We start from the raw sequence: 25,821 nt of genomic DNA, 5'->3' as shown, positions 1-25,821 counted from the left end.
GAAAAAACTTAAGAGAAAATAGGGAAATCTCATTTTTTGACTTTTCAAGTGTGACAGAATCGGTTACTATGAATAGGGGAATTTGATCTATTATTATGTTTTACTATAGGAGGAAAATCATGAATTCAGCTTTTTTTGAAGAATTAAAAGCCCGTGGGTTGGTCTACCAAGTCACAGATGAAGAAGCCTTACAAAAACAATTAAATGAAGAATCTGTTAAATTATATATCGGCTTTGATCCAACGGCAGACAGTTTACACATCGGGCATCTACTGCCAATTCTTATGTTACGTCGTTTCCAACAAAATGGTCATGTGCCCATTGCTTTAGTTGGTGGCGGAACAGGCATGATTGGTGATCCATCATTCAAAGATGCAGAACGTAGTTTAAACACACTTGATACAGTGAAAGCTTGGTCTGAAAGTATTAAAGGTCAGTTGTCACGTTTTATCGATTTTGAAGATGAAAAAAATCCAGCGATTCTAGCAAATAACTATGATTGGCTTGGAGAGCTTTCGTTAATTGATTTCTTACGTGATGTGGGAAAAAACTTTACAATTAACTATATGATGAGTAAAGAAAGCGTGAAACGCCGAATCGAAACAGGAATTTCTTATACTGAATTTGCGTATCAATTATTACAAGCGTATGATTTCTTGAAATTGTACGAAACAGAAGGCTGTTTATTGCAATTAGGCGGCAGTGATCAATGGGGAAACATTACTTCAGGGATTGAATTATTACGCCGAGAACAAGAAGTTCAAGGATTTGGTTTAACCATGCCTTTAATTACAAAAGCAGATGGTACCAAATTTGGTAAAACAGAAGGAAACGCAGTTTGGCTAGATGCGGAAAAAACTTCGCCATATGAATTTTATCAATTCTGGATTAACACAGATGATCGTGATGTCGTGAAATTCTTGAAATACTTTACTTTCTTAACATTGGATGAAATTGCAACAATTGAAGAAGAATTTACAGCGAACCCAGGTCAACGTGCTGCGCAAAAAGCGTTAGCCAAAGAAGTGACTACTTTAGTCCACGGTGAAGCAGCCTATCATCAAGCGGTTAAAATTTCAGAAGCGTTGTTCAGCGGAGATATCCAAAGCTTAACAGCAGAAGAAATTAAACAAGGCTTTAAAGATGTACCAACGTATGAGGTGCAACCAGAGGATCAATTAAGTTTAGTCGACTTATTAGTTACCTCAAAAATAGAACCATCCAAACGTCAAGCCCGTGAAGATGTTCAAAATGGAGCGATTTACGTCAATGGAGAACGTAGACAAGATTTAGCAGCTGAATTGACAGAAACTGATAAAATCGAAGGACAATTTACTGTGATTCGTCGCGGTAAGAAAAAATATTTCTTGTTAAAATACTAAAAAAATGAAAGCTTGGGACGAAGGTCGTTTAGACAACAGGTTCCAAGCTTTCGCTTTTAAAAAAGATAAATTGGGATTAATTCTGTTACAAAAAACTCTTTTTTACTATTGGGCATATTCAATTACAGATAACTTGTGCTATGCTAGAATAAAAAGTGCAGTCGCTATAAGGAGTAGGTTATGAAATCAATTGTCGAAAAGTTAAACTTAACGAAGTATCAGCACCCAGTTATTTTAAATAGACCACAGGCAGAGTATCTATCTGAATTTGTTTCAGCCGCGCAGCAATTACCCTCAGAACCAGTTGAGCTGATTTTTGCATTTGTGAAAACGATGGCGGAATTTCAAGAGATTGTTTCAATGGTGATTGAAGGTCAACATTTAGTAGAAAATGGGTTGTTATATGTGGCTTATCCGAAAAAAGGCAATAAAATGTATCCAACTTTTGTCCACCGAGATGAAATTTTTCCAACATTACAAGTAAACGAGGCAGATGGGTATATTAAAGGCTCAACCTTAAAATTTAATCGCATGGTTAGTTTAGATGAGACTTTTACGGTTGTCGGCATGAAGAATGTTCTTAAAAAGCTAGCGAAGAATCAGACCAGTTCTGCTGTTGGGGATTATGTTCAATATTTACCGGAAATTGAAGCGTTGGTACAAACAGAACCAGCTGCTGCAGCGACATTCGCTGCATTAACGCCTGGTTATCAAAAAGAGTGGGCGCGGTATGTATTTAGTGCAAAGCGAGCGGAGACACGGAAAAAGCGGCAAACTGAAATGTTAGTCATTTTAAAAGAAGGCTATAAAACCAAAGCGCTTTATCAGCAAAGGAAGAAATAATGGCGCAGTCAATTGAAACAGTTACAGCATACATCGAAACAGTTGAACCAAACTGGCGAATTGCTTATCAGCAAGTATTAGATGTCGTTTCGCAAAATTTGCCAGCAGGATTTGAATTAACAATGCAATATGGCATGCCAACCTTTGTTGTGCCGCTTTCAGTATTTCCAGAAGGCTATCTTAACCGTGGTGATGAACCGTTACCATTTATCAGCTTAGGCGCTACTAAAAGGCAAGTAGCTTTATATCACATGGGATTAATGGGAAATGAAGCCGTCCGAAGTTGGTTTCAAGAAGCCTATCAGGAACAAGTGTCAACAAAGCTAAACATGGGGAAAAGTTGTCTTCGCTTCACTAATCCTAAGCGAATACCCTATGAACTAATTGGCGAATTAGTAACAAAAATCACACTAGAAGAATGGCTGCAACAGTATCAACACTACCAAAAGAAAAAGAAGAATTATTAGGAGGAACCACATGTTATTAGGATCACACGTTAGTATGAGTGGCAAGAAAATGCTATTAGGCTCTGCCGAGGAAGCGGCTAGTTATGGCTCAACAACCTTTATGATTTATACAGGTGCGCCACAAAACACGCGTCGGAAACCGATTGAAGAAATGAATATTGAAGCTGGGCAAGCTTTTATGAAGGAACACAATTTAAGTAATATCGTCGTTCATGCCCCGTATATTATTAATTTAGGTAATACAATTAAAACGGAAAATTTCGGTTTTGCCGTAGACTTTTTGCGTCAAGAAATTGAGCGAGCACAAGCGTTGGGAGCAACGCAAATCACGTTACATCCAGGTGCGCATGTTGGTGCAGGTCCAGAAGCCGGCATTAAACAAATTGTTAAAGGTCTAAACGAAGTCTTGTGGAAAGAGCAAATCCCTCAAATCGCTTTAGAAACAATGGCTGGTAAAGGAACCGAAATCGGCCGTACGTTTGACGAACTAGCTGCGATTATTGACGGAGTTACGCTAAATGATAAGCTTTCTGTCACTCTGGATACTTGCCACATTAATGATGCAGGGTATAATGTAAAAGATGATTTTGATGGCGTATTAGTTGAATTTGATAAAATTATCGGATTGGATCGTTTAAAAGTTATTCATGTGAATGATTCTAAAAATCCTATGGGCTCACATAAAGATCGTCATGCCAATATTGGCTTTGGCACTATTGGTTTTGAAGCTTTAAACGGTGTGGTTCACCATGAAAAATTAGCTGCTTTACCAAAAATTTTAGAAACACCTTATGTCGGAGAAGACAAAAAAAATAAAAAGGCCCCTTACGGCTTTGAAATTGCGATGTTAAAAAATCAAACATTTGATCCAGAATTATTAGAAAAAATTCAAGGACAAAACTGAAGCAACAATCGCTCTTAAAGGTCCTATTGACATTTAAGAGCGTATATTTTTGACTTTTAATCACTATTTTGCAAAAAAATCAGACTTTTTTCATTATTTAAGAGAAATCCCGCAAAAAGAACTTTTCTTTTTTTGCTATTTCTAGTAAAATAATTCATTGAGAGCAAAACTATACGGAGAGGAGAGAGTTTCAATGGCAACAGGTTGGGTAGTATTAATCGCAGTAATCGCTTTATTAGTAGGCGCTGCAGGGGGCTTTTTCCTTGCACGCAAATATATGCAAGATTATTTCAAAAAAAATCCTCCCGTTAATGAGGATATGTTACGCATGATGATGGCATCAATGGGTCAAAAACCGTCAGAGAAAAAGGTTAGACAAATGATGCAACAAATGAAAAACCAAGGAAAATAGTAAAGGTTATTCAGGTAATCATGAATAAGTGTAAAAACGGGCTGATTTTCAGTCCGTTTTTTTGTTGTTTTGCGGGAGAATAGGATAATCTAGGAGGAAAAGAGCGAAACGTTTAATCAAAAACAACAATAACGAAGAAACCTTCTAGCTCGAAAGTAGTCTTCGTAGAACAACAAAGTAAAAGGAGGGACAACTGAATGTCCATATTCAAAAAATTAGGCTGGTTTTTTAAGCAAGAGAAAAAAAGTTATATTATTGGGGTTTTCTCATTAATGATGGTCGCTCTTGTTCAATTAGTCCCGCCCAAAGTTATTGGCGTCGTTGTAGATGAAATCGTTAACAAAGAAATTCGCTTAACGAAAATTATCGTGTGGGTTGCACTCTTGATTGGTGCTGGGCTTGCCCAATATCTTTTTCGCTATATTTGGCGGATGCATATTTGGGGGAGTGCGGCTCGTTTGGAAAAAGAGCTACGGACTCAATTATTTCATCATTTCACAAAAATGGATAGCATCTTTTATCAGAAATATCGGACAGGTGACTTGATGGCGCATGCAACCAATGATTTAAATGCCATCCAAAATGTGGCTGGAGCTGGGATTTTAACGTTTGCCGACTCTGTGATTACGGGAGGAACAACGATTATCGCAATGGTTCTATTTGTCGATTGGCGCTTAACATTAATTGCTTTATTACCGCTGCCTTTATTAGCCGTCACTTCACGAGTTTTAGGTTCTAAGTTGCATGATGCCTTTCGAGATTCACAAGCTGCTTTTTCAGCGATTAATGATAAAACACAAGAAAGTATCACTGGAATTAAAGTCATTAAAACATTTGGGCAAGAAAAAGAAGATCTTGCTGATTTTACAGAGAAAATTGATGATGCTATCGTCAAAAATAAACGAACGAACTTTTTAGATGCACTATTTGATCCGTTTATTACGCTGATTATTGGTGTTTCTTATGTTTTGACAATTATTATTGGTGGTCGTTTCATCATGGAAGGAACGATTAGTTTAGGTCAGTTGGTCTCTTTCATTGCCTATATTGGGATGCTAGTTTGGCCAATGTTTGCGATTGGGCGCTTATTTAATGTGTTAGAACGTGGGAATGCTAGTTACGATCGTGTGAACGAATTATTACATGAAAAAACGCATATTATCGAACGAAAAGATGCCATCAAAACAATGGCGCAAGGGACAATTTCAATGAAGATTGATTCTTTTTCTTATCCAAAAGAAGAGACGGTGGCGTTGGAAAATATCCAATTTTCGTTGCAAGAAGGAGAAACCTTGGGGATTGTTGGCAAAACAGGCGCTGGTAAAACCACTATTTTGAAATTGTTGATGCGTGAATATGACCAATACCAAGGAACGATTTTCTTTGGAAAACATAACATTAAAAATTACACATTAGATGCATTGATGGGTGCAATGGGGTACGTGCCACAGGACCATTTTCTCTTTTCCATGACGGTACGAGATAACATTCGTTTTGCTAAACCACACTTGGAACAAGCAGCAGTTGAACAAGCGGCAGCATTAGCATTTATTAACCAAGAAATTAAAGCATTCCCTGAAGGCTATGACACAATGGTTGGGGAACGTGGCGTTTCGCTTTCTGGAGGACAAAAACAACGGATTTCTATTGCACGGGCCTTGATTGTTGAACCAGAATTGTTAATTTTAGACGATGCCTTATCTGCAGTCGATGCGAAGACTGAAGAGGCGATTTTATCAAACCTAAAAGAAACGCGCCAAGAAAAAACCACTATCATTACAGCGCATCGTTTAAGTAGTGTCATGCATGCAAAAGAAATCTTAGTGTTGGATGAAGGGAAAATTATTGAACGGGGGACGCATCCAGAGTTACTGGCTCAGAAGGGTTGGTATCAGCGGATGTGGAAAAAACAGCAATTAGAAGCGAAAATTGAAGGGAGTGAGAGTTAATGGAAGAAAAGTATCAATCCGAATGGTCCAGAGAGTTACCGCTGAAAGAACAATTAACGATTGTTCAGCGTTTGTTTCGTTTTGCCAAACCGTTTCGACGCATGTTTTACACAGCTATTCTCTTTGCATTTGGCTTATCAATTATCAATATTCTTTTGCCTAGAGTCATTCAAGTTTTTATGGATAATTATTTAACGCCTAAAACTGCTACAATGCAAGTGATTCTAACTTTTGCTGCTATTTATTTCTTTGGTGTCATTGTCAAAAGTATTGTTTGGTTTTTCCAATGGTATTTGTATTCGATGGCTTCTTTAAAAACGTATCAATATATACGAGTGAAATTATTTGAAAAATTACACACTTTAGGTATGCGTTATTTTGATCAAACACCAGCGGGTTCGACGGTGTCTCGTGTTACAAATGACACAGAAACATTGTTTGAATTCTGGTATGTATTCCTAATGGTGATTACAGGAATTTTTGCCGTAATCTCGTCATTTTTTGCAATGTTTCAACTCAGTCCAGAAATCTCATTTTATTGTCTAATTTTCTTGCCGATTTTATTAGTTGTGATTTGGTATTACCAAAAATTTAGTTCAAAATTATATCGCAGTATGCGGGAAAAATTAAGTCAATTAAACACCAAACTAAATGAATACATCTCTGGTATGCAAATCATTCAACAATTTCGCCAAGAAAAGCGTTTGGAAAAAGAATTTGAGGAAACCAATGATGATTATTTAAAAACACGAGTAGCAATGATTCGTATGAATTCGTTATTATTAAGTCCCATCATTAATTTGTTGTATACGTTAGCGATTGCATTGGCCTTAACTATGTTTGGCATCGATGCTTTACATTCTCCTGTAGAAGCGGGGATGATTTATGCTTTTGTAACGTATGTCCAAGCTTTTTTTAATCCGATGACGCAAATGATGGACTTCCTAAGTATCTTTACAGATGGGATTGTCGCAGGTAGCCGTATTTTAAAAATTATGGATACGGAAGAATTAACGCCGCAACAATCAGTAGGTGCGAATGGGGAAATTATTCGCGGGAAAATTGAATTTCGCAATGTTACTTTTTCTTATGACGGCAAAAACGAAGTATTGAAAAATATTAGCTTTGTCGCAAATCCCGGGGAAACCGTCGCTTTAGTCGGTCATACAGGAAGTGGTAAAAGTTCAATTATTAATGTACTCATGCGTTTCTATGAATTTTATGAAGGGCAGATTTTAATTGATGATCGTGACATTCGTGATTTTCCCATGACAGAATTACGGGAAAAGATGGGCTTAGTATTACAGGACGCTTTCATGTTTTATGGAGATATTGCTGGAAATATCCGTTTACTGAATCCCAATATTACAGATGAGCAAATTAAACAGGCTGCGGAATTTGTTCAGGCAGATAAATTTATTCACACGTTACCCAATACCTATCATGCGAAAGTCATTGAACGAGGAGCGAGTTATTCTAGCGGGCAACGTCAATTAATTTCGTTTGCACGAACGATTGTGACTGATCCCAAAATTTTAGTTTTAGATGAAGCAACCGCTAATATTGATACAGAAACAGAAGGATTGATTCAAGAAGGATTAGCCAAAATGCGTCAAGGGAGAACGACAATTGCGATTGCGCATCGCCTTTCGACGATTCGTGACGCAAACTTGATTTTAGTTTTAGACAAAGGGCAGATTGTAGAACGAGGAACGCACGAAACGTTACTGGCAGAAGGTGGCCTTTATGCGGATATGTATCAGTTACAAAGTACGGAAGTTTAACGTAACAATAGAAAGAGTTAAATAACCCAAACAAAGGCATTTAGTGTTAGGAAATTCCTAATTCTAGGTGTCTTTGTAGCTCTTTAAATTGCAAAAAAGAATAGAAATGGTATGATATGAAGAGAGAAAAACAAACGAGGAAGTTAGGTGGAACTGTGAAGCCAGTTATAGTCAAAAATGTGCGAATAGGTGAAGGGAATCCCAAAATTGTGGTGCCCATTGTTGCTCCAACAGCCGAGGATATTTTGGCCGAAGCAACGGCGAGCCAAACACTAGATTGTGATTTGGTAGAATGGCGTTTAGACTATTATGAAAATGTCGCTGATTTTTCCGATGTATGTAATCTTTCACAACAAGTAATGGAACGGTTGGGGCAAAAACCGTTATTGTTAACTTTTCGTACACAAAAAGAAGGCGGCGAAATGGCTTTTTCCGAGGAAAATTATTTTGCTTTGTATCATGAATTAGTGAAAAAGGGTGCGTTGGATTTATTGGATATTGAATTATTTGCGAATCCACTGGCGGCAGATACGTTAATTCACGAAGCTAAAAAGGCGGGGATTAAAATTGTTCTCTGTAATCACGACTTTCAGAAAACACCGTCGCAAGAGGAGATTGTCGCGCGGTTACGCCAAATGCAAATGCGTCAGGCAGATATTTGTAAAATAGCTGTGATGCCACAAGATGCGACAGATGTACTTACGTTACTTTCAGCAACCAATGAAATGTACACCCATTATGCATCCGTTCCAATCGTTACTATGTCAATGGGACAGTTAGGGATGATTAGTCGCGTAACAGGTCAACTGTTCGGATCGGCACTAACTTTTGGCTCCGCCCAGCAAGCGTCTGCACCAGGCCAACTATCCGTACAAGTATTAAGAAATTATTTAAAGACATTCGAACAAAACAAGTGATTCAGAAGGTGAAAAAAGTGGCAAAGAAAAAAACACAACAAAAAACGAATGCGATGCGCATGGTGGAACAACATAAAGTACCATATAAAGAATATGAATTCGCTTGGAGTGAAGATCATTTAAGTGCAGAAAGTGTCGCTGAAAGTTTAGGTATTGAAAAAGGACGAATTTTTAAAACCTTGGTTACAGTAGGTAATAAAACAGGTCCAGTCGTGGCTGTCATTCCTGGTAATCAAGAATTAGATTTGAAAAAATTAGCAAAAGCTAGTGGCAACAAAAAGGTAGAAATGCTTCACTTAAAAGATTTAGAAACAACCACAGGCTATATTCGTGGGGGCTGTTCACCAATTGGGATGAAAAAACAATTTCCCACCTATTTGGCTGAAGAAGCTCAACAATATTCTGCAATTATTGTTTCTGCAGGCAAACGTGGCATGCAAATTGAATTAGCTCCTGAAGCAATCCTTTCGCTAACCAATGGACAATTTGCGGAAATAACGACAAAAGAATAAGTGGCTATAAGAAGAAGTCGAGACAGAACCGTTTATCTGTTTTTAAACGTGGAGCAAAAATCACTTGGAATTTTTGCTCCACGTGTTTAATTATCAAATTAATAAAGGAAAAGCATTGACTAATCTGTGCTACTTTTTATTGGAATAAAATTTTTGTAATGCTTGCCGTGCAAGCATATCGGCCGCTTTGTTTTGACTTTCAGGTAGCCATTTGATTAAGAGCAAAGGAAAATTCTTTTCTAGTTGTTGATATTCTGCTAAATAAGGCTGGTACTTTTCGTTTTTAGCATAGTTTTTTTCAATTGTTTGGACAACAATTTTACTATCTGAGTGGAGAAGAACGGTTTGTTGATTGTCTTCATTGGCAATCGCTTGTTTTAAAGCTTCAATCAGCACTTTAAATTCGGCTTCGTGATTACTAACAATGCCTAAAGGCACATGCAATTGTTGCCGCGATTGGTCGGTGAGGTAAACGATACCGCCGCCAGATTCACCTGGATTGCCTTTTGTTGCAGCATCTACATAAATTCTTAACATAAAATTACTCCTAATTTCTTTTTGTTCTTAAAAAAAGTATGTTACTATTATAACATATTTAAATTTAGCGGCGTTGATCCAGAAGTAGTGAGGGCACTTTATGAAAAAACAGAAATTCTATTGGCAGCCAGAATTAGCATCAACAATTATTTACTGGTCTTGCACATTTTGTATATTATTTATTAGTTTAATTTTAGCATTGGAAAATAATGGTCCTTACTTGATTAGTAATCTGGTGATGGTTCCATTTTTTGTGTTTGCTTATCTAGGAATTGCGCGGTCTTTTAACATGACAGAAACATCTTTAATTGTCAGAGATGTTTTATGGTTTCGTAAAAAAGCACTTCCGCTTTCTCAGATAGAAAAAGTAACCTACAATGAAAAAAGCATCGAAATTTTTTCCTCAGAATTTAAGGAAGGCTCAAAAGTCTTTTTAATGAAAAAGAAAACGATTCCGTTATTTCTTGAGGCACTTAAGGTAAAAAAGCCTGAATTGAAGGTAGCAGAAGATCATTCTTTGGGCCTTCATAAAAAAGAAGAAAAAAACAAGAGTGAGTCATAAGTCGAAACGACTGGTGACCCACTCTCAAAATCTTAAAATAATCAGCTGAAACAAACGCTACGTTTACTTACTTTTTGGAGCTAAGCGCTGTTGGTTCAGCTTTTTTAGTTATCTATTTTTTTGACATGTGCTGCTTGTAGCCCACGATTGCCTTCCATTATCTCGAACTCTACAGATTGATTCTCATCAAGTGATTTGAATCCATCACCTTCTATAGCAGTGAAGTGGACAAAAATCTCATCTTCTTCGTTGTAAACGATAAAACCATAACCTTTTCTGTTATCGAACCATTTGACAATTCCTTTTTGCATCCAATTCACGCTCCTTTTAGATTTGTAAAGACACTTTCATTATACGAGAAAAGGCTACCAAACGTCAATGGTTGGGTTGTTTAAAAAAGGTTATTCTAGCCATTCTATTCAATACAAGCTATAATTTAAAAGAAACAATGTGTCACAAAGACGATAAAGAATTGAAAAGGGGTCCGTTATGAAGACAGATATTAACATTGCACAAGCAGCAACATTAAAACCTATTCAAGAGATTGCCGAAACAATCGGTCTTTCAGAAGATTCGCTCGAACTTTATGGAAAATACAAAGCGAAAATAGATTTTCCAACGCTTCAATCCTTAGAAGCGCAACCAGAAGGTAAATTAATCCTCGTTACATCGATTAATCCAACACCAGCAGGAGAAGGAAAGTCAACCGTGACCATTGGTTTAGGAGATGCATTAAATCAAATCAATAAAAAAACAGTTATTGCCCTAAGAGAACCATCATTAGGTCCTGTGATGGGGATTAAAGGTGGCGCAACAGGTGGCGGTTACGCACAAGTATTACCAATGGAAGAAATCAATTTGCATTTTACTGGTGATATGCATGCGATTACGACAGCCAATAATGCCTTAGCTGCGTTACTAGATAATCATTTACAGCAAGGAAATGAATTAAAGATTGATTCTCGACGGGTGATTTGGAAACGGGCAGTGGATCTAAATGATCGTGCGCTCAGACAGGTCGTTGTTGGTTTAGGCGGTCCTTTCCAAGGTGTACCAAGAGAAGACGGTTTCGATATTACTGTGGCAAGCGAAATTATGGCGATTCTTTGTTTAGCGCAAAATTTAACGGACTTAAAAGAACGCTTAAGTCGGATTATTGTCGCCTATAATGACCAAAGAGAGCCGGTGACGGTTAAAGATTTAAACGTGGCAGGTGCGCTGACTTTATTATTAAAAGACGCCTTAAAACCTAATTTAGTTCAAACGATTGAAGGAACTCCAGCTTTTGTTCACGGTGGTCCTTTTGCCAATATCGCTCATGGATGTAACAGTATTTTAGCGACAAAAACGGCTTTGCATCTAGGGGATTATGTCGTAACAGAAGCAGGTTTTGGTGGCGACTTAGGTGGCGAAAAATTTTTAGATATTAAAGTACCTTCTTTAGGAAAAGCACCCGATGCCGTTGTGATTGTGGCAACGATTCGCGCGTTGAAAATGCATGGCGGTTTGGCGAAAGATCAGTTAGCAGAAGAAAATTTACCAGCGTTACAAAAAGGCTTTGCCAACTTAGAAAAACATATTCAAAACATGCAACGTTATGATGTACCAGTAGTTGTTGCAATTAATGAATTTACACAGGATACAGAGAAGGAAATTCAACTGTTGAAAGAAGCCTGCCAAGCGTTAGGCGTGCCCGTCGAGTTAACAAGTGTTTGGGCGCAAGGTGGCGCAGGTGGCACGAATCTAGCGAAAACAGTAGTAGCAGAGATTGAAGCCAATACAAAACAGTTTCAACCTTTATATAATCCTCGCCAAACTATTGAAGAAAAAATTCAAGCCATTGTACAAACGATTTACGGCGGGGAACAGGCGATTTTTTCTCCGAAAGCGCAAAAACAAATCGCAGACTTTACAAAAAATGGTTGGGATCAATTACCAATCTGCATGGCGAAGACACAGTATTCACTTTCTGACGATCCTCAAAAATTAGGACGGCCAGAAGGATTTACGATTACGATTCGTGAACTAGTTCCAAAAATCGGTGCGGGGTTTATCGTGGCGTTAACGGGTGACATTTTAACGATGCCTGGCTTGCCGAAGGTTCCTGCTGCGTTAAATATGGATGTGGACGAAACGGGTCAAGCGAGCGGTCTCTTTTAAAGCCGCTCTTTCCTGAGACCTATTTTTAGTATATACTTGAAAGTAGCTCAATAAAAAATAATGACGGAAATTTATTGCGTAGTTTATTATAAGGAGCAACGACTATGGGGGAACGAGCAGATACATTTTTAGCACACTTTAATCGCATTGAAAAGTGGATGAGAGAGAGACTGAACAATCCTGTCAACATGGGATTCAGTGAAATGGCAAGACGTCTTTCCCGAAAAGAAAAAGGACAGATTGCTCAATTTGAAGAGGATTTGCTTCAAATGGCTCAGTTAAGAAATGCCATCGTTCATGAGCGAATTGCTGATGATTTTGTAATTGCAGAGCCAAACGAATGGGCAGTTCAACGAATTGAAACGATTGAACAAGCTTTAACAAAACCAGAAAAAGTAGTGCCTAAATTTGCGAAACGTGTTACAGCTTTTGAAATCACCACTTCTTTAGAAACGTTATTAACGATTATTGCAAAAAAACAATATTCCCAATTTCCGATTTATGAAAAAGGTGTATTTAAAGGATTAATCACGGTTCGAGGGATTGGTGTATGGTTTGCCATTGAGAGCACCAAAGGCGAAGTTCACATTGCCAACCGAACGGTGCGAGAATTGTTGGCATCAAATTATAAACGCAGCAACTATCAATTTGTTTCAATTGAAGCAACCGTTTTTGAAGTTGAACAAATGTTTCGGGAGCAGCCACGCTTAGAAGCTGTGCTTATTAGTAAAAGTGGCCATCCTAATGGTGAGTTAGTAGGCATTGTTCGACCAAGAGATTTAGCAAGTATTCATAGAGAAAAGGAATGACGCGATTGTTAGTAGTATATTTTTTAATCAGTGCCTTATTAGTAGGGCTTGACCAATGGAGCAAATATTTGACGGTCCAAAACATTTCTTTGGGTGAAACAAAAGAATTCATTCCTGGATTTTTGTCGCTGACCCATTTAAGAAATACCGGAGCCGCTTGGAGCTTATTAGAAGGAAAGATGATATTCTTTTATGTCATCACAGTAATTGTTAGTGTCGTGATTATTTATTTATTAATTAAGAATTATAAAAAAAGTATCTGGTATTCTGTAGGTTTATCTTTTGTCTTAGCAGGTGCCATTGGGAATTTTATTGATCGTGTACGTTTAGGCTACGTGGTGGACATGCTCCAAACGGATTTTATGAATTTTCCTATTTTTAATGTTGCAGATAGTACGTTAGTGGTCGGCGTTATTTGTATATTTATTTATTTGATTTTAGATGAAAAAGCAGCAAAGGAAGGCAAAAATGGAACAAATTAACGTAACGATTCAAACAGAAAAAGGCCGGATTGACAAAGTATTAAGTGAACATTTACCCAATCATTCCCGCTCGCAAATTCAACAATGGTTAAAAGAAAAACACGTAACAGTTAACGGTGAAACGGTCCGCGCAAATTACAAAGTTACAGCAGGCGATGAAATTGTTGTAACAATTCCTGAACCAGAAGTGCTAGATATGGTAGCAGAGGATATTCCTTTGACCATTGTTTATGAAGACAATGATGTGATTGTTGTCAACAAACCTCAAGGCATGGTCGTTCATCCTTCGGCAGGGCATCCCAAGGGTACATTAGTGAACGCGTTACTTCATCATGCGGATCACTTATCGGCGATTAATGATGTGGTGCGACCGGGAATTGTTCATCGAATTGATAAAGATACTTCGGGGCTATTGATGGTGGCTAAAAATGATCAAGCCCATGAATCATTAGCGAAACAGCTAAAAGAAAAAACATCGTTACGCAAATACGTTGCCTTGGTCCACGGTGTTATTCCTCACGATAAGGGAGAAATAAATGCGCCTATTGGTCGTTCCAAGGTTGACCGCAAAATGCAAGCGGTCATTGAAGGCGGTAAAGAAGCAGTCACGCATTTTACTGTTTTAGAGCGTTTTGATGCATTTACCTTAGTTGAATTACAACTAGAAACAGGCCGGACACATCAAATCCGTGTTCACATGAAATATATCGGTTATCCATTAGCTGGAGATCCATTATATGGACCGAAAAAAACATTGCCTGGCAATGGACAATTTTTACATGCGAAGTTATTAGGCTTTACACATCCTACTACAGGTGAACAATTAGTCTTTGAAGCACCTTTACCAGAAGTTTTTGAAAAAACTTTACACCAATTAAGAAATAATCATTGATTTTTTTCTGAAGAAGAGGTAAACTCTTTTTTAAGAAGAAAAATAACTAAATAACTGTAACCTTTAAGTTTAGTCCCGTGAGGCTAAGAAGGAATCATGCAAAAGAACACTAGGTGCGCTTAGTTAGTAAGTTGTGTGGGCTACATGGTACCCTTGTACCTTTTTAAACTGTAACCAACATCCTCCTATCCTCATACGGGTAGGAGGATTTTTTGTTGGAAAAAATAACAGGACAATTTCAATAAAAATCCACTTATTTTTCAGCTGCTCAATTGAAGGAAGAATCGCTGACCCCAAGACAGCGAGGACGTAGATAAAAAAGAAATGAGGAGGAAATTATTATGCCAAAGAAAGAAGTTGTTGACGCAGTCACAATGAAACGAGCGCTTACTCGAATCTCGTATGAAATTATTGAAAGAAACAAAGGAATTCAAGACATTGTTTTAGTAGGAATTAAAACGCGTGGGATATACATTGCACAACGTCTAGCCGAACGCTTAAAACAATTAGAAGATATTGACGTGCCAGTTGGTGAATTAGATATTACTTTGTATCGTGATGATGTGAAAGATATGGAGGAACCTGAATTACATTCTTCTGACGTACCAGTCTCAATTGAAGGTAAAGAAGTTATTTTAGTGGATGATGTCTTGTACACGGGCCGGACCATTCGTGCTGCGATGGACGCTGTTATGGATTTAGGTCGTCCGAGAAAAATCTCTTTAGCAGTCTTAGTAGATCGTGGGCATCGGGAACTACCGATTCGTGCCGATTATGTAGGAAAAAATATTCCAACATCAAAAACTGAGGAAATTATTGTGGAAATGGAAGAGCGTGACGGCGCAGATCGTATTATGATCAGTAAAGGAAACGAATAAAAAGGAGTGAACAACGTTGTCAGAAAAAGAATTTCGAAATGAGGATGCAGTCTTAGATATTAAAGACAGACCGCAAGCTTTTCACTGGGTTGGCCTAAGTTTACAACATTTATTTACGATGTTTGGTGCAACGGTTTTAGTACCAATCTTAGTAGGAATTGACCCAGGGATTGCGTTAGTCAGTTCAGGATTAGGAACAATGGTCTATCTGATTACTACAAAAGGAAAAATCCCCGCCTATCTTGGCAGTAGCTTTGCTTTTATTGCAGCGATGCAGATGTTAATGAAGAGTGATGGTTATCCAGCCATTGCCCAAGGTGCTATGACAACCGGCTTGGTATACCTAATCGTTTCATTAATCATTAAAAAAATTGGTTCCGACTGGTTGGATAAAATTTTACCACCTATCGTTGTAGGACCTGTCGTGATGGTTATCGGTTTAGGCTTGGCAGCTAATGCCGCAAATAACGCAATGTATAACAACAACGTTTATGATTTTAAATATATTGCCGTAGCCTTAATTACTTTAGGCTTAACCATTTTTTACAACATGTTTTTCAAAGGCTTCCTAGGATTAATTCCAATTCTTTTGGGAATTGTCAGTGGGTACCTAGTCGCTTTAGCTTTCGGAATTATTGACTTAACCCCTATTAAAGAAGCTGCGTGGTTTGCTTTACCGAATTTTGAAGTACCTTTTGTTCAATATGAACCGAAATTGTATTTAAATGCCATTACAACAATGGCACCAATTGCTTTTGTAACAATGACAGAACATATTGGTCATTTAATGGTCTTGAATAAATTAACCAAGCGCAACTTTTTCCAAGACCCAGGCTTATCTAAAACTTTAATGGGAGATGGCTTAGCGCAAATTGTAGCAGGTTTTGTTGGTGGACCGCCAGTTACAAGTTATGGTGAAAATATCGGCGTGTTGGCAATTACAAGAGTACACAGTGTCTTCGTGATTGGTGGAGCCGCGGTGTTCGCTGTAGCTTTAGGCTTTGTTGGAAAATTAAGTGCCTTGATTCTAAGTATCCCAGGACCAGTTATTTCAGGAATTAGTTTCGTCTTGTTCGGTGTGATTGCCGCAAGTGGTTTGAAAATCTTAATCGATAATAAGATTAATTTTGATAAGAAAAAGAATTTATTGATTGCTTCAGTAATTTTAGTCATCGGCATTGGTGGCTTAGTCTTCAAAGTAGGAACCTTTGAATTGTCTTCAATGGCATTAGCAACCGTCTTAGGAATTGTTTTGAATTTAATTTTACCGGAAAACGCACGTAGCGAAGAACAGTAGGAGGACTGGACGAATGATTATTACATCTGAACGAATTAGTTTAAAACATCTTTTAACTGCTGAGGCTTTAACCGACCGTGAAGTCATGGGGTTAATCCGTCGCGCAGGAGAATTTAAACAGGGGGCAAAATGGCACCCAGAAGAACGTCAATATTTTGCAACAAACTTGTTTTTTGAAAATAGTACTCGAACACATAAAAGTTTTGAGGTAGCTGAGAAAAAATTAGGCTTAGAAGTGATTGAGTTTGAAGCAAGTAGAAGTTCTGTTCAAAAAGGAGAAACGTTATACGACACAGTACTAACGATGTCGGCAATTGGTGTAGATGTAGCAGTCATTCGTCATGGTAAAGAAAATTATTACGATGAATTGATTCAAAGTAAAACGATTCAATGTTCTATTATTAACGGTGGGGACGGGAGTGGACAACACCCTACACAATGTTTATTGGATCTGATGACTATTTATGAAGAATTTGGTGGATTTGAAGGCTTGAAAGTGGCGATTGTGGGAGATATTACACATTCTCGCGTTGCTAAATCAAATATGCAGTTATTAAACCGTTTAGGCGCTGAAATTTATTTTTCAGGTCCAGAAGAGTGGTACGATCATCAGTTTGATGTCTATGGACAATATGTGCCGCTAGATGAAATTGTTGAAAAAGTCGATGTGATGATGTTGCTTCGCGTGCAGCACGAACGTCATGATGGTAAGGAAAGTTTTTCAAAAGAAGGCTATCATTTGGAATATGGTTTAACCAACGAACGGGCAACTCGTTTACAGAAACACGCAATTATTATGCATCCAGCGCCAGTCAATCGGGATGTTGAACTGGCAGATGAATTAGTGGAAAGTCTGCAATCAAGAATCGTCGCGCAAATGAGTAACGGAGTCTTTATGCGCATGGCAATTTTGGAAGCAATTTTACATGGAAAGGCCTAGGTGGAGAAATGAAGACGTTAATTAAGAATGGAAAAATCATCAAAAAAGAGAATCAATTGATTGAGGCAGCACTTTGGCTAGAAAATGGTGTGATTCACGCAATCGGGGAATCGTTTGACGAAGCAGATTTTGAGCAAGTGTTTGATGCGAACGGGCAACTAATCACGCCAGGCTTGGTGGATGTGCATGTTCACTTTAGAGAACCAGGCTTTACGTATAAAGAAACGATTAAAACGGGCAGTAAAGCTGCTGCTCGCGGTGGTTTTACTACGGTTTGCGCAATGCCCAATTTGAATCCAGTACCAGATACGGCTGAAAAATTAAGTGAGGTTTACGACTTAATTCAAAAAGATGCAGTCGTGAAAGTTTTACAATATGCCCCCATTACAGAAGAGCTACGGAGTGAAGTTTTAACCAATCAGAAGGCCTTAAAAGAAGCGGGCGCCTTTGCATTTACGAATGATGGTGTTGGTGTCCAAACGGCAGGAACGATGTACTTAGCCATGAAAGAAGCGGCTGCATTAAATATGGCGCTTGTTGCGCACACGGAAGATGAATCTTTATTATTTGGTGGTGTGATGCATGAAGGAGAAGTTTCTAAGAAATTAGGCCTACCAGGGATTTTAAGTGCAACGGAAGCTTCACAAATTGCACGGGATATTACTTTAGCAAAAGAAACAGGCGTTCATTATCATGTTTGTCATGTTTCAACAGAAGAAAGCGTGCGCGTTATTCGAGATGCTAAAAAAGCAGGGATTCACGTAACAGCCGAAGTTTCGCCACACCATTTAATTTTAGTCGATGAGGATATTCCTGGTGACGAAGGGTTTTGGAAAATGAACCCGCCATTACGTGGTTTAGCAGATCGACAAGCATTGATTGACGGCTTGTTAGATGGCACGATTGACTGTATTGCTACCGACCATGCGCCCCATGGTTTAGAAGAAAAACAACAATCATTTTTAAACGCACCTTTTGGCATTGTCGGTAGTGAAACGGCCTTCCAATTGATTTATACGAACTTTGTCGAAACAGGCATTTTCACATTAGAACAAGTGATTGATTGGATGGCAGTGAAACCGGCAGAAATTTTTGGATTAAACGCAGGAACACTAACAATTGGTGCACCAGCAGATATTGCAGTTTTTGACTTAGCAACAGCTGCACCAATTGATGCAGAAGCATTTGAATCAATGGCTGTCAATACACCATTTACAGGGTGGACAGTCAAAGGAAAGACACTTATGACATTTGTTGACGGAGCATTAGCTTGGTCGGAGGAGGCGCAGTAGGTTTGAAAAGGTTATTGATTTTAGAAGACGGAACAGTATTTGAAGGAAAAGCGTTTGGTGCAGAAGGTAATGTAGTAGGAGAAGTTGTTTTTACTACTGGCATGACAGGTTACCAAGAAGCAATTACTGACCAAAGTTTTAATGGACAAATGATTACTTTTACGTATCCATTAGTTGGAAATTACGGGGTCAACCGAGATGATTATGAATCCATTGCACCAACCTGTAAAGGTGTCATTGTTAAAGAGCATGCGCGGGTTGCTTCAAATTGGCGTCAACAAATGACCTTGGATGAATTTTTAAAGCGCAAAGGGATTCCGGGAATTTCAGGAATTGATACGCGTGCGCTGACTCGTAAGTTACGATCAGCTGGAACAATGAAGGGGAGCATCATTGATGCCGTGGATGATTTGCCGCATGCGTTTGATCAATTAAAAGCGACAGTCATGCCGAAAAATCAAGTGGCACAAGTCTCCACCACTAAGCCTTATCCGAGTCCAGGTATTGGGCGTAATGTGGTCGTCGTTGATTTTGGGTTGAAACATAGTATTTTGCGAGAATTATCAAAACGGCAATGCAACTTAACCGTGTTGCCTTATAATACAACGGCCGAAGAGATTTTAGAATTAAGTCCCGATGGTGTCATGTTGACAAATGGGCCTGGAGATCCCAAAGATGTGCCTGAAGCTATTAAAATGATTCAAGAAATCCAAGGAAAAGTTCCAATTTTCGGCATCTGCTTAGGTCATCAGTTATTTTCATTAGCAAATGGTGCGGATACGTATAAGATGAAGTTTGGACATCGCGGTTTGAATCATCCTGTACGAGAAATTGCAACAGGACGCATTGATTTCACTTCACAAAACCACGGATATGCCGTGGATGAAGCAACAATTGATCCAGAAAAATTACTTGTGACCCACGTGGAAGTCAATGATGGAACGGTTGAAGGCGTGCGTCATCGAGATTATCCAGCTTTTACTGTGCAATATCACCCAGATGCGGCTCCAGGACCGCACGATGGTCTTCATTTATTTGACGAATTTATGGAATTAATGGATGCATGGAAGGAGCAAAACTAATGCCAAAACGAACGGACATCAAGAAAATCATGGTGATTGGTTCAGGACCAATCATTATTGGACAAGCAGCAGAATTTGACTATGCAGGCACACAAGCCTGTTTAGCGCTAAAAGAAGAAGGGTATGAAGTTGTCTTAGTAAACTCAAATCCAGCGACTATCATGACCGATAAGGAAATCGCGGATCATGTTTATATCGAACCGATTACTTTAGAATTTGTTTCAAGAATTTTGCGAAAAGAACGTCCTGATGCTCTTCTACCAACATTAGGTGGTCAAACTGGATTAAATATGGCGATGGAATTATCGGAATCAGGAATTTTAGATGAGCTAAATGTAGAATTGCTAGGAACAAAGCTCAGTGCGATTGACCAAGCGGAAGACCGTGATTTATTTAAACAATTGATGGAAGAATTAGAACAACCGATTCCAGAAAGTGAAATTGTCAATACGGTGGAACAAGCCGTGGCTTTTGCCAAACGAATTGGCTATCCAATTATCGTTCGTCCCGCATTTACTTTAGGTGGAACAGGCGGCGGCATGTGTGATACAGAAGAAGAACTCCGTCAGATTGCCGAAAACGGTCTGAAATTATCACCAGTTACACAATGTTTAATTGAAAAAAGTATTGCTGGTTTTAAAGAAATTGAATATGAAGTGATGCGTGATTCGGCTGATAATGCGATTGTGGTTTGTAACATGGAAAACTTTGATCCTGTCGGCATTCACACTGGGGATTCGATTGTTTTTGCTCCGAGTCAAACCTTATCAGATTATGAATACCAAATGTTGCGAGATGCGTCTTTGAAAATTATTCGTGCATTAAAAATTGAAGGTGGCTGTAATGTTCAATTAGCTTTGGATCCGCATAGCTTTAATTATTATGTGATAGAAGTGAATCCTCGTGTTTCTCGCTCATCTGCACTTGCTAGTAAAGCCACAGGGTATCCCATTGCGAAGTTAGCTGCAAAAATTGCTGTTGGTTTAACATTAGATGAAATGAAAAATCCAGTTACTGGAACCACTTATGCCGAATTTGAACCGGCTTTGGACTATGTTGTTTCCAAAATTCCTCGTTGGCCTTTTGACAAATTTGAAAAAGGTGCTCGAGAACTAGGAACGCAAATGAAAGCAACCGGGGAAGTCATGGCAATTGGCCGCAATATTGAAGAATCCTTATTAAAAGCAGTTCGTTCTTTAGAAATTGGTGCTTATCACAACGAGTTAGCAGAACTAAGTCATGTCAGTGATTTAGAATTAACGAAGAAAATGGTCCATGCGCAAGATGATCGATTGTTCTACTTATCAGAAGCCATTCGCAGAGGATATAGCATCGAAGAATTACAAAGTTTAACGAAAATTGATTTATTCTTCTTGGATAAACTTTTACACATTATCGAAATTGAAACAGCCCTTGAAAGTCACGTGGACAACGTAGCTGTCTTGAAAGAAGCCAAACAAAATGGCTTTTCTGATCGGAAAATCGCAGCACTTTGGGGGCAAACAGAGCAAGCCATCGCTGACTTCCGTAGAGCCAATCAAATTGTGCCCGTCTATAAAATGGTGGATACGTGTGCTGCAGAGTTTGAATCACATACGCCTTATTTTTATAGCACGTATGAAGTGGAAAACGAAAGCAATGTTTCGAAAAAGCCTTCTGTACTAGTATTAGGTTCTGGTCCCATTCGCATTGGTCAAGGGGTCGAGTTTGATTATGCAACCGTTCATTCTGTCAAAGCAATCCAAGCGGCTGGTTATGAAGCAATTATTATGAATAGTAATCCTGAAACAGTTTCAACAGATTTCTCTGTTTCTGATAAATTATACTTTGAGCCATTAACTTTAGAAGATGTCATGAATGTGATTGATTTAGAAAATCCGATTGGCGTGATCGTCCAATTTGGTGGACAAACAGCGATTAATTTAGCTGAGCCGCTCACAAAACAAGGCGTTAAAATTCTTGGAACAACGATTGAAGATTTAGATCGTGCGGAAAATCGTGATTTATTTGAACAAGCTTTGCAAGAGTTAGCGATTCCTCAACCACCAGGAGATACGGCCACAAGTGCAGAAGAAGCAGTCGTGATTGCTGATCGTATCGGCTATCCCGTTTTAGTGCGTCCAAGTTATGTTTTAGGTGGTCGTGCAATGGAAATTGTCGAAAATCAAAAGGATTTGGAAGATTATATGCGACATGCAGTCAAAGCTTCTCCAGAACATCCTGTCTTAGTTGATAGCTATTTATTGGGACAAGAATGTGAAGTTGATGCCATTTGTGATGGTGAAACAGTACTAATTCCAGGGATTATGGAACATATTGAACGAGCTGGCGTTCATTCTGGTGATTCAATGGCGGTTTATCCACCGCAGTATCTTTCTCAAGAAATTCAAGCAACGATTGCCGATTATACAAAAAAACTGGCACTTGGTTTAAACTGTGTAGGCATGATGAATATTCAATTTGTTATTCATGAAAATCGTGTTTATGTGATTGAAGTGAATCCTCGTGCGAGTCGAACAGTTCCTTTCTTAAGTAAAATCACAGGGATTCCGATGGCCCAAGTTGCTACAAAAGCGATTCTTGGTGAGAAACTGACTGACCTAGGATATCAAGATGGATTATATCCTGAAAGTAAACAAGTTCATGTGAAAGCCCCTGTATTCTCCTTTACGAAACTACAAAAAGTAGATACGTACTTAGGGCCTGAAATGAAATCAACTGGGGAAGTTATGGGTAGTGATTATTATTTAGAAAAAGCCTTGTATAAAGCCTTTGAAGCATCTGGCTTGCATTTGCCAAGTTATGGGGCTGTACTTTTCACCATTGCTGATGAAACAAAAGAAGAGGCGTTAGAAATTGCTAAGCGTTTTTCAGCAATTGGCTATAGTTTAGTCGCAACGGAAGGAACCGCTGACTTTTTAGCGAAGCATCAGTTGCCTGTTAAGAAAGTGACGAAAATTTCTAATCCTGAAGGGGAAACCGTGCTGGATGTCATTCGTAATGGGAATGCACAAGTGGTAATCAATACTATGGATAAAAATCGTTCCAGTGCCAACCAAGATGGGTTTTCAATCCGTCGAGAAGCAGTCGAACATGGAATTCCATTGTTTACCTCACTTGACACAGCGAATGCGATTTTAAAAGTTTTAGAATCAAGAGCCTTTACGACAGAAGCCATTTAAGCAAAAATCTGGAACAATCGTCTGAGGAGGACTGTTCCAGATTCTTTTACGAAGAAATAGAAAATCATTTATAGGGGAATCAGAGAATAAAGGAGTGAAGGATACTGATGCAGAGAAAGCAAGAAATGATGACCATTGTAGCTCAAAAACAGTTAGCGCCACGGATTTATCAGTTAGACTTACAAGGCGAGTTAGTGAAAGAGATGACACGACCTGGACAGTTTGTGCATATCAAGGTTCCGCGTGCAGATTTACTTTTGCGGCGACCGATTAGCATCAACCAAATTGATCATTCGAATGAAACCTGTCGTTTGATTTATCGAGTCGAAGGCGCTGGAACGGAAGTGTTTGCTGCCATGAAGGCTGGTGAACAATTAGATATTTTAGGTCCTTTAGGAAACGGCTTTGATATAACTACCGTAGCAGCTGGTCAAACTGCTTTTATCGTTGGTGGAGGAATCGGGATTCCCCCATTGTATGAATTATCAAAACAACTCAATGAAAAAGGCGTGAAAGTGATTCATTTTCTTGGTTATGCATCAAAAGAGGTTGCTTATTACCAACAAGAATTTATGGCATTAGGAGAAACACATTTTGCCACAGATGACGGCTCGTTTGGCGCTCATGGCAACGTGGGCCGTTTATTGTCAGAAGCGTTAGCAAAAGGACGGATCCCTGATGCAGTGTATGCTTGTGGTGCGAATGGTATGTTAAAAGCAATTGATTCTTTATTTCCAACACATCCACACGTTTACCTTTCTTTAGAAGAACGGATGGCCTGTGGAATTGGGGCTTGCTATGCCTGCGTTTGCCATAAAAAAGGAGACACTACTGGAGCAAAAAGTGTCAAGGTCTGTGATGAAGGTCCGATTTTTAAAGCAAGTGAGGTTATCTTATGATGAAAAATCCTTTAGCTGTTTCAATTCCAGGTTTAACATTAAAAAATCCAATTATTCCCGCCAGTGGTTGCTTTGGGTTCGGGGAAGAATATGCTAACTATTATGACCTTGATCAATTAGGTTCAATTATGATTAAGGCAACAACTCCCCAAGCACGATATGGAAATCCCACACCACGTGTAGCTGAAACACCTAGTGGTATGCTAAATGCCATTGGATTGCAAAATCCAGGTTTAGAAGTGGTTATGCAAGAAAAATTACCGAAATTAGAAAAATACCCTAACTTACCGATTATCGCAAATGTTGCAGGTGCTTGCGAAGAGGACTATGTGGCTGTTTGCGCAAAAATTGGGCAAGCGCCTAACGTCAAAGCAATTGAATTGAATATTTCCTGTCCCAATGTGAAACATGGCGGCATAGCTTTTGGTACAGATCCAGAGGTTGCTTTTCAATTAACACAAGCAGTCAAAAAAGTCGCCTCTGTTCCGATTTATGTTAAACTATCACCAAACGTAACGGACATTGTGCCGATCGCCCAAGCAATTGAAGCAGGGGGCGCAGACGGTTTTTCTATGATTAATACATTGCTAGGGATGCGCATTGATTTAAAAACGAGAAAACCTATTTTAGCCAATCAAACTGGCGGACTATCTGGCCCAGCCATTAAACCTGTTGCTATTCGCTTAATCCGACAAGTCGCCAGTGTTTCTCAGTTGCCAATTATTGGAATGGGCGGTGTTCAAACAGTGGATGATGTCTTGGAAATGTTCATGGCAGGTGCTAGCGCTGTCGGTGTTGGTACGGCCAACTTTACAGATCCATATATTTGTCCGAAGTTGATTGACGGATTACCTAAGCGAATGGAAGAGTTAGGTATTGAATCGTTGGAACAATTAATTAAAGAAGTGAGAGAGGGGCAGCAAAATGCACGATAGACCAATTATTGCGTTAGATTTTCCCACGCAAAAAGAAGTGGCTGTTTTTTTAGAAAAATTTCCTAAGGAAGAAGCCTTGTTTGTTAAAGTGGGGATGGAACTTTTTTACGCAGAAGGACCAGCTATTGTTCGCTGGCTTAAAGAACAAGGACACGATGTTTTCTTGGATTTAAAATTACATGATATTCCGAATACTGTGGAAAAAGCGATGACAAATTTAGCAAAATTAGGCGTTGCCATTACCAATGTCCATGCAGCAGGGGGCGTTCGAATGATGCAAGCAGCTAAGGAAGGTCTAATCAAAGGGACTCAGCCAGGCGCTAAGGTTCCTGAGTTAATTGCTGTAACCCAGTTGACTTCTACTAGTGAAGAAGAGATGCACCACGATCAATTAATCAACGTTTCTTTAGAGACAAGTGTCATTCATTATGCTAAATGTGCGGAAAAAGCGGGTCTGGATGGCGTGGTTTGTTCAGCATTAGAAGCACGTGGTATTCAAGAAGCAACCAAGCAGACGTTTATTTGCTTAACACCTGGTATTCGTCCAGCAGGAAGTGCAGTAGGTGACCAACAACGGGTCGTAACGCCGCAACATGCTCGCGAAATCGGGTCCACATATATCGTTGTTGGCCGACCTATTACCCAAGCAGAAAATCCTTATGAAGCCTATCAAGAAATCAAAAAAGACTGGAGCGGAAAGTAAC

26 protein-coding genes are annotated in these 25,821 nt (G+C 38.9%); 24 read left to right on the top strand and 2 right to left on the bottom strand.

Annotated features, from left to right (window positions below):
• The first annotated feature begins 119 nt into the window (after positions 1–119).
• From tyrS to ybaK, 10 genes are all read left to right on the top strand, one after another.
• The gene (tyrS, locus tag IGJ46_RS06990; protein ID WP_002357324.1) at positions 120–1,382 is read left to right on the top strand and encodes a tyrosine--tRNA ligase; all 1,263 of its coding nucleotides are present in this window, start codon (positions 120–122) and stop codon (positions 1,380–1,382) included.
• Positions 1,383–1,386: 4 nt separating this feature from the next.
• Entirely contained in the window at positions 1,387–1,566 is a 180-nt protein-coding gene (locus IGJ46_RS06985; protein WP_002365741.1) for a hypothetical protein, read from the top strand.
• The gene (locus IGJ46_RS06980; protein WP_218391115.1) at positions 1,563–2,225 is read left to right on the top strand and encodes a YdeI/OmpD-associated family protein; all 663 of its coding nucleotides are present in this window, start codon (positions 1,563–1,565) and stop codon (positions 2,223–2,225) included. Before IGJ46_RS06985 ends, IGJ46_RS06980 begins: the two co-directional genes overlap by 4 nt.
• A complete protein-coding gene (locus IGJ46_RS06975; RefSeq protein WP_002369299.1) occupies positions 2,225–2,692 on the top strand; it encodes a DUF1801 domain-containing protein in 468 nt (155 codons plus the stop codon). Before IGJ46_RS06980 ends, IGJ46_RS06975 begins: the two co-directional genes overlap by 1 nt.
• 10 nt (positions 2,693–2,702) lie before the next feature.
• Positions 2,703–3,596, top strand: coding sequence for a deoxyribonuclease IV (locus tag IGJ46_RS06970; RefSeq protein WP_002361913.1), 894 nt, complete (start codon positions 2,703–2,705; stop codon positions 3,594–3,596).
• Between the two features lie 193 nt (positions 3,597–3,789).
• Positions 3,790–4,008: a YneF family protein gene (locus IGJ46_RS06965; protein WP_002357397.1), complete on the top strand. Its 219-nt coding sequence runs from the start codon at positions 3,790–3,792 to the stop codon at positions 4,006–4,008.
• 197 nt (positions 4,009–4,205) lie between these two features.
• On the top strand, positions 4,206–5,957 hold the full coding sequence (locus IGJ46_RS06960; protein WP_218391113.1) for an ABC transporter ATP-binding protein: 1,752 nt from the start codon (positions 4,206–4,208) through the stop codon (positions 5,955–5,957).
• Entirely contained in the window at positions 5,957–7,741 is a 1,785-nt protein-coding gene (locus tag IGJ46_RS06955) for an ABC transporter ATP-binding protein (protein ID WP_002374713.1), read from the top strand. The genes IGJ46_RS06960 and IGJ46_RS06955 overlap by 1 nt, the downstream gene beginning before the upstream one ends.
• A gap of 155 nt (positions 7,742–7,896) precedes the next feature.
• Positions 7,897–8,658: a type I 3-dehydroquinate dehydratase gene (gene aroD / locus IGJ46_RS06950; protein ID WP_002357400.1), complete on the top strand. Its 762-nt coding sequence runs from the start codon at positions 7,897–7,899 to the stop codon at positions 8,656–8,658.
• Positions 8,655–9,170 (top strand): Cys-tRNA(Pro) deacylase, encoded by a 516-nt coding sequence (gene ybaK / locus IGJ46_RS06945; RefSeq protein WP_002384452.1) that lies wholly within the window; start codon positions 8,655–8,657, stop codon positions 9,168–9,170. Before aroD ends, ybaK begins: the two co-directional genes overlap by 4 nt.
• A 129-nt stretch (positions 9,171–9,299) precedes the next feature.
• Here ybaK and IGJ46_RS06940 read toward each other — a convergent pair whose 3' ends face one another.
• Positions 9,300–9,707: a ribonuclease HI family protein gene (locus IGJ46_RS06940; RefSeq protein ID WP_002364051.1), complete on the bottom strand. Its 408-nt coding sequence runs from the start codon at positions 9,705–9,707 to the stop codon at positions 9,300–9,302.
• Positions 9,708–9,807: 100 nt separating this feature from the next.
• Here IGJ46_RS06940 and IGJ46_RS06935 point away from each other — a divergent pair, with 100 nt between their 5' ends.
• Entirely contained in the window at positions 9,808–10,269 is a 462-nt protein-coding gene (locus tag IGJ46_RS06935) for an EbsA family protein (RefSeq protein WP_002357403.1), read from the top strand.
• Positions 10,270–10,373: 104 nt separating this feature from the next.
• Here IGJ46_RS06935 and IGJ46_RS06930 read toward each other — a convergent pair whose 3' ends face one another.
• Complete coding sequence (locus tag IGJ46_RS06930; protein ID WP_002357404.1) at positions 10,374–10,580, bottom strand: cold-shock protein; 207 nt, start codon at positions 10,578–10,580, stop codon at positions 10,374–10,376.
• A 178-nt stretch (positions 10,581–10,758) separates the two neighbouring features.
• Here IGJ46_RS06930 and IGJ46_RS06925 point away from each other — a divergent pair, with 178 nt between their 5' ends.
• The 13 genes from IGJ46_RS06925 (at position 10,759) to pyrF (ending at position 25,820) form a co-directional block, all read left to right on the top strand.
• Entirely contained in the window at positions 10,759–12,429 is a 1,671-nt protein-coding gene (locus IGJ46_RS06925) for a formate--tetrahydrofolate ligase (protein WP_002365735.1), read from the top strand.
• A gap of 104 nt (positions 12,430–12,533) precedes the next feature.
• The gene (locus IGJ46_RS06920; RefSeq protein WP_218391106.1) at positions 12,534–13,238 is read left to right on the top strand and encodes a CBS domain-containing protein; all 705 of its coding nucleotides are present in this window, start codon (positions 12,534–12,536) and stop codon (positions 13,236–13,238) included.
• Positions 13,239–13,243: 5 nt separating this feature from the next.
• Positions 13,244–13,720 carry a signal peptidase II gene (lspA, locus tag IGJ46_RS06915; RefSeq protein ID WP_002360174.1) on the top strand — a complete coding sequence of 159 codons (477 nt, stop codon included), beginning with the start codon at positions 13,244–13,246 and terminating at the stop codon, positions 13,718–13,720.
• Complete coding sequence (locus tag IGJ46_RS06910; protein ID WP_002357408.1) at positions 13,707–14,612, top strand: RluA family pseudouridine synthase; 906 nt, start codon at positions 13,707–13,709, stop codon at positions 14,610–14,612. Before lspA ends, IGJ46_RS06910 begins: the two co-directional genes overlap by 14 nt.
• A gap of 338 nt (positions 14,613–14,950) precedes the next feature.
• Complete coding sequence (pyrR, locus tag IGJ46_RS06905) at positions 14,951–15,490, top strand: bifunctional pyr operon transcriptional regulator/uracil phosphoribosyltransferase PyrR (RefSeq protein ID WP_301280621.1); 540 nt, start codon at positions 14,951–14,953, stop codon at positions 15,488–15,490.
• Between the two features lie 16 nt (positions 15,491–15,506).
• On the top strand, positions 15,507–16,787 hold the full coding sequence (locus tag IGJ46_RS06900) for a solute carrier family 23 protein (protein WP_002357410.1): 1,281 nt from the start codon (positions 15,507–15,509) through the stop codon (positions 16,785–16,787).
• 13 nt (positions 16,788–16,800) lie between these two features.
• Positions 16,801–17,727 carry an aspartate carbamoyltransferase catalytic subunit gene (locus IGJ46_RS06895; RefSeq protein WP_002357411.1) on the top strand — a complete coding sequence of 309 codons (927 nt, stop codon included), beginning with the start codon at positions 16,801–16,803 and terminating at the stop codon, positions 17,725–17,727.
• Between the two features lie 8 nt (positions 17,728–17,735).
• Entirely contained in the window at positions 17,736–19,019 is a 1,284-nt protein-coding gene (locus tag IGJ46_RS06890; protein WP_002357412.1) for a dihydroorotase, read from the top strand.
• Positions 19,020–19,021: 2 nt separating this feature from the next.
• A complete protein-coding gene (locus IGJ46_RS06885) occupies positions 19,022–20,101 on the top strand; it encodes a carbamoyl phosphate synthase small subunit (protein ID WP_010820862.1) in 1,080 nt (359 codons plus the stop codon).
• Entirely contained in the window at positions 20,101–23,283 is a 3,183-nt protein-coding gene (gene carB / locus IGJ46_RS06880; RefSeq protein ID WP_010706664.1) for a carbamoyl-phosphate synthase large subunit, read from the top strand. The genes IGJ46_RS06885 and carB overlap by 1 nt, the downstream gene beginning before the upstream one ends.
• Before the next feature lie 107 nt (positions 23,284–23,390).
• A complete protein-coding gene (locus tag IGJ46_RS06875; protein WP_002397350.1) occupies positions 23,391–24,182 on the top strand; it encodes a dihydroorotate dehydrogenase electron transfer subunit in 792 nt (263 codons plus the stop codon).
• The gene (locus IGJ46_RS06870; protein WP_002369312.1) at positions 24,179–25,117 is read left to right on the top strand and encodes a dihydroorotate dehydrogenase; all 939 of its coding nucleotides are present in this window, start codon (positions 24,179–24,181) and stop codon (positions 25,115–25,117) included. Before IGJ46_RS06875 ends, IGJ46_RS06870 begins: the two co-directional genes overlap by 4 nt.
• A complete protein-coding gene (pyrF, locus tag IGJ46_RS06865) occupies positions 25,107–25,820 on the top strand; it encodes an orotidine-5'-phosphate decarboxylase (protein WP_002365730.1) in 714 nt (237 codons plus the stop codon). Before IGJ46_RS06870 ends, pyrF begins: the two co-directional genes overlap by 11 nt.
• The last annotated feature ends 1 nt before the right edge of the window (position 25,821 follow it).

This window comes from Enterococcus sp. AZ120, from assembly GCF_050546165.1.
GTDB classification, from domain to species: Bacteria; Bacillota; Bacilli; order Lactobacillales; family Enterococcaceae; genus Enterococcus; species Enterococcus faecalis.
Note: the sequence above shows the minus strand (reverse complement) of the source record. Positions and strands in the feature narration are given on the sequence as shown.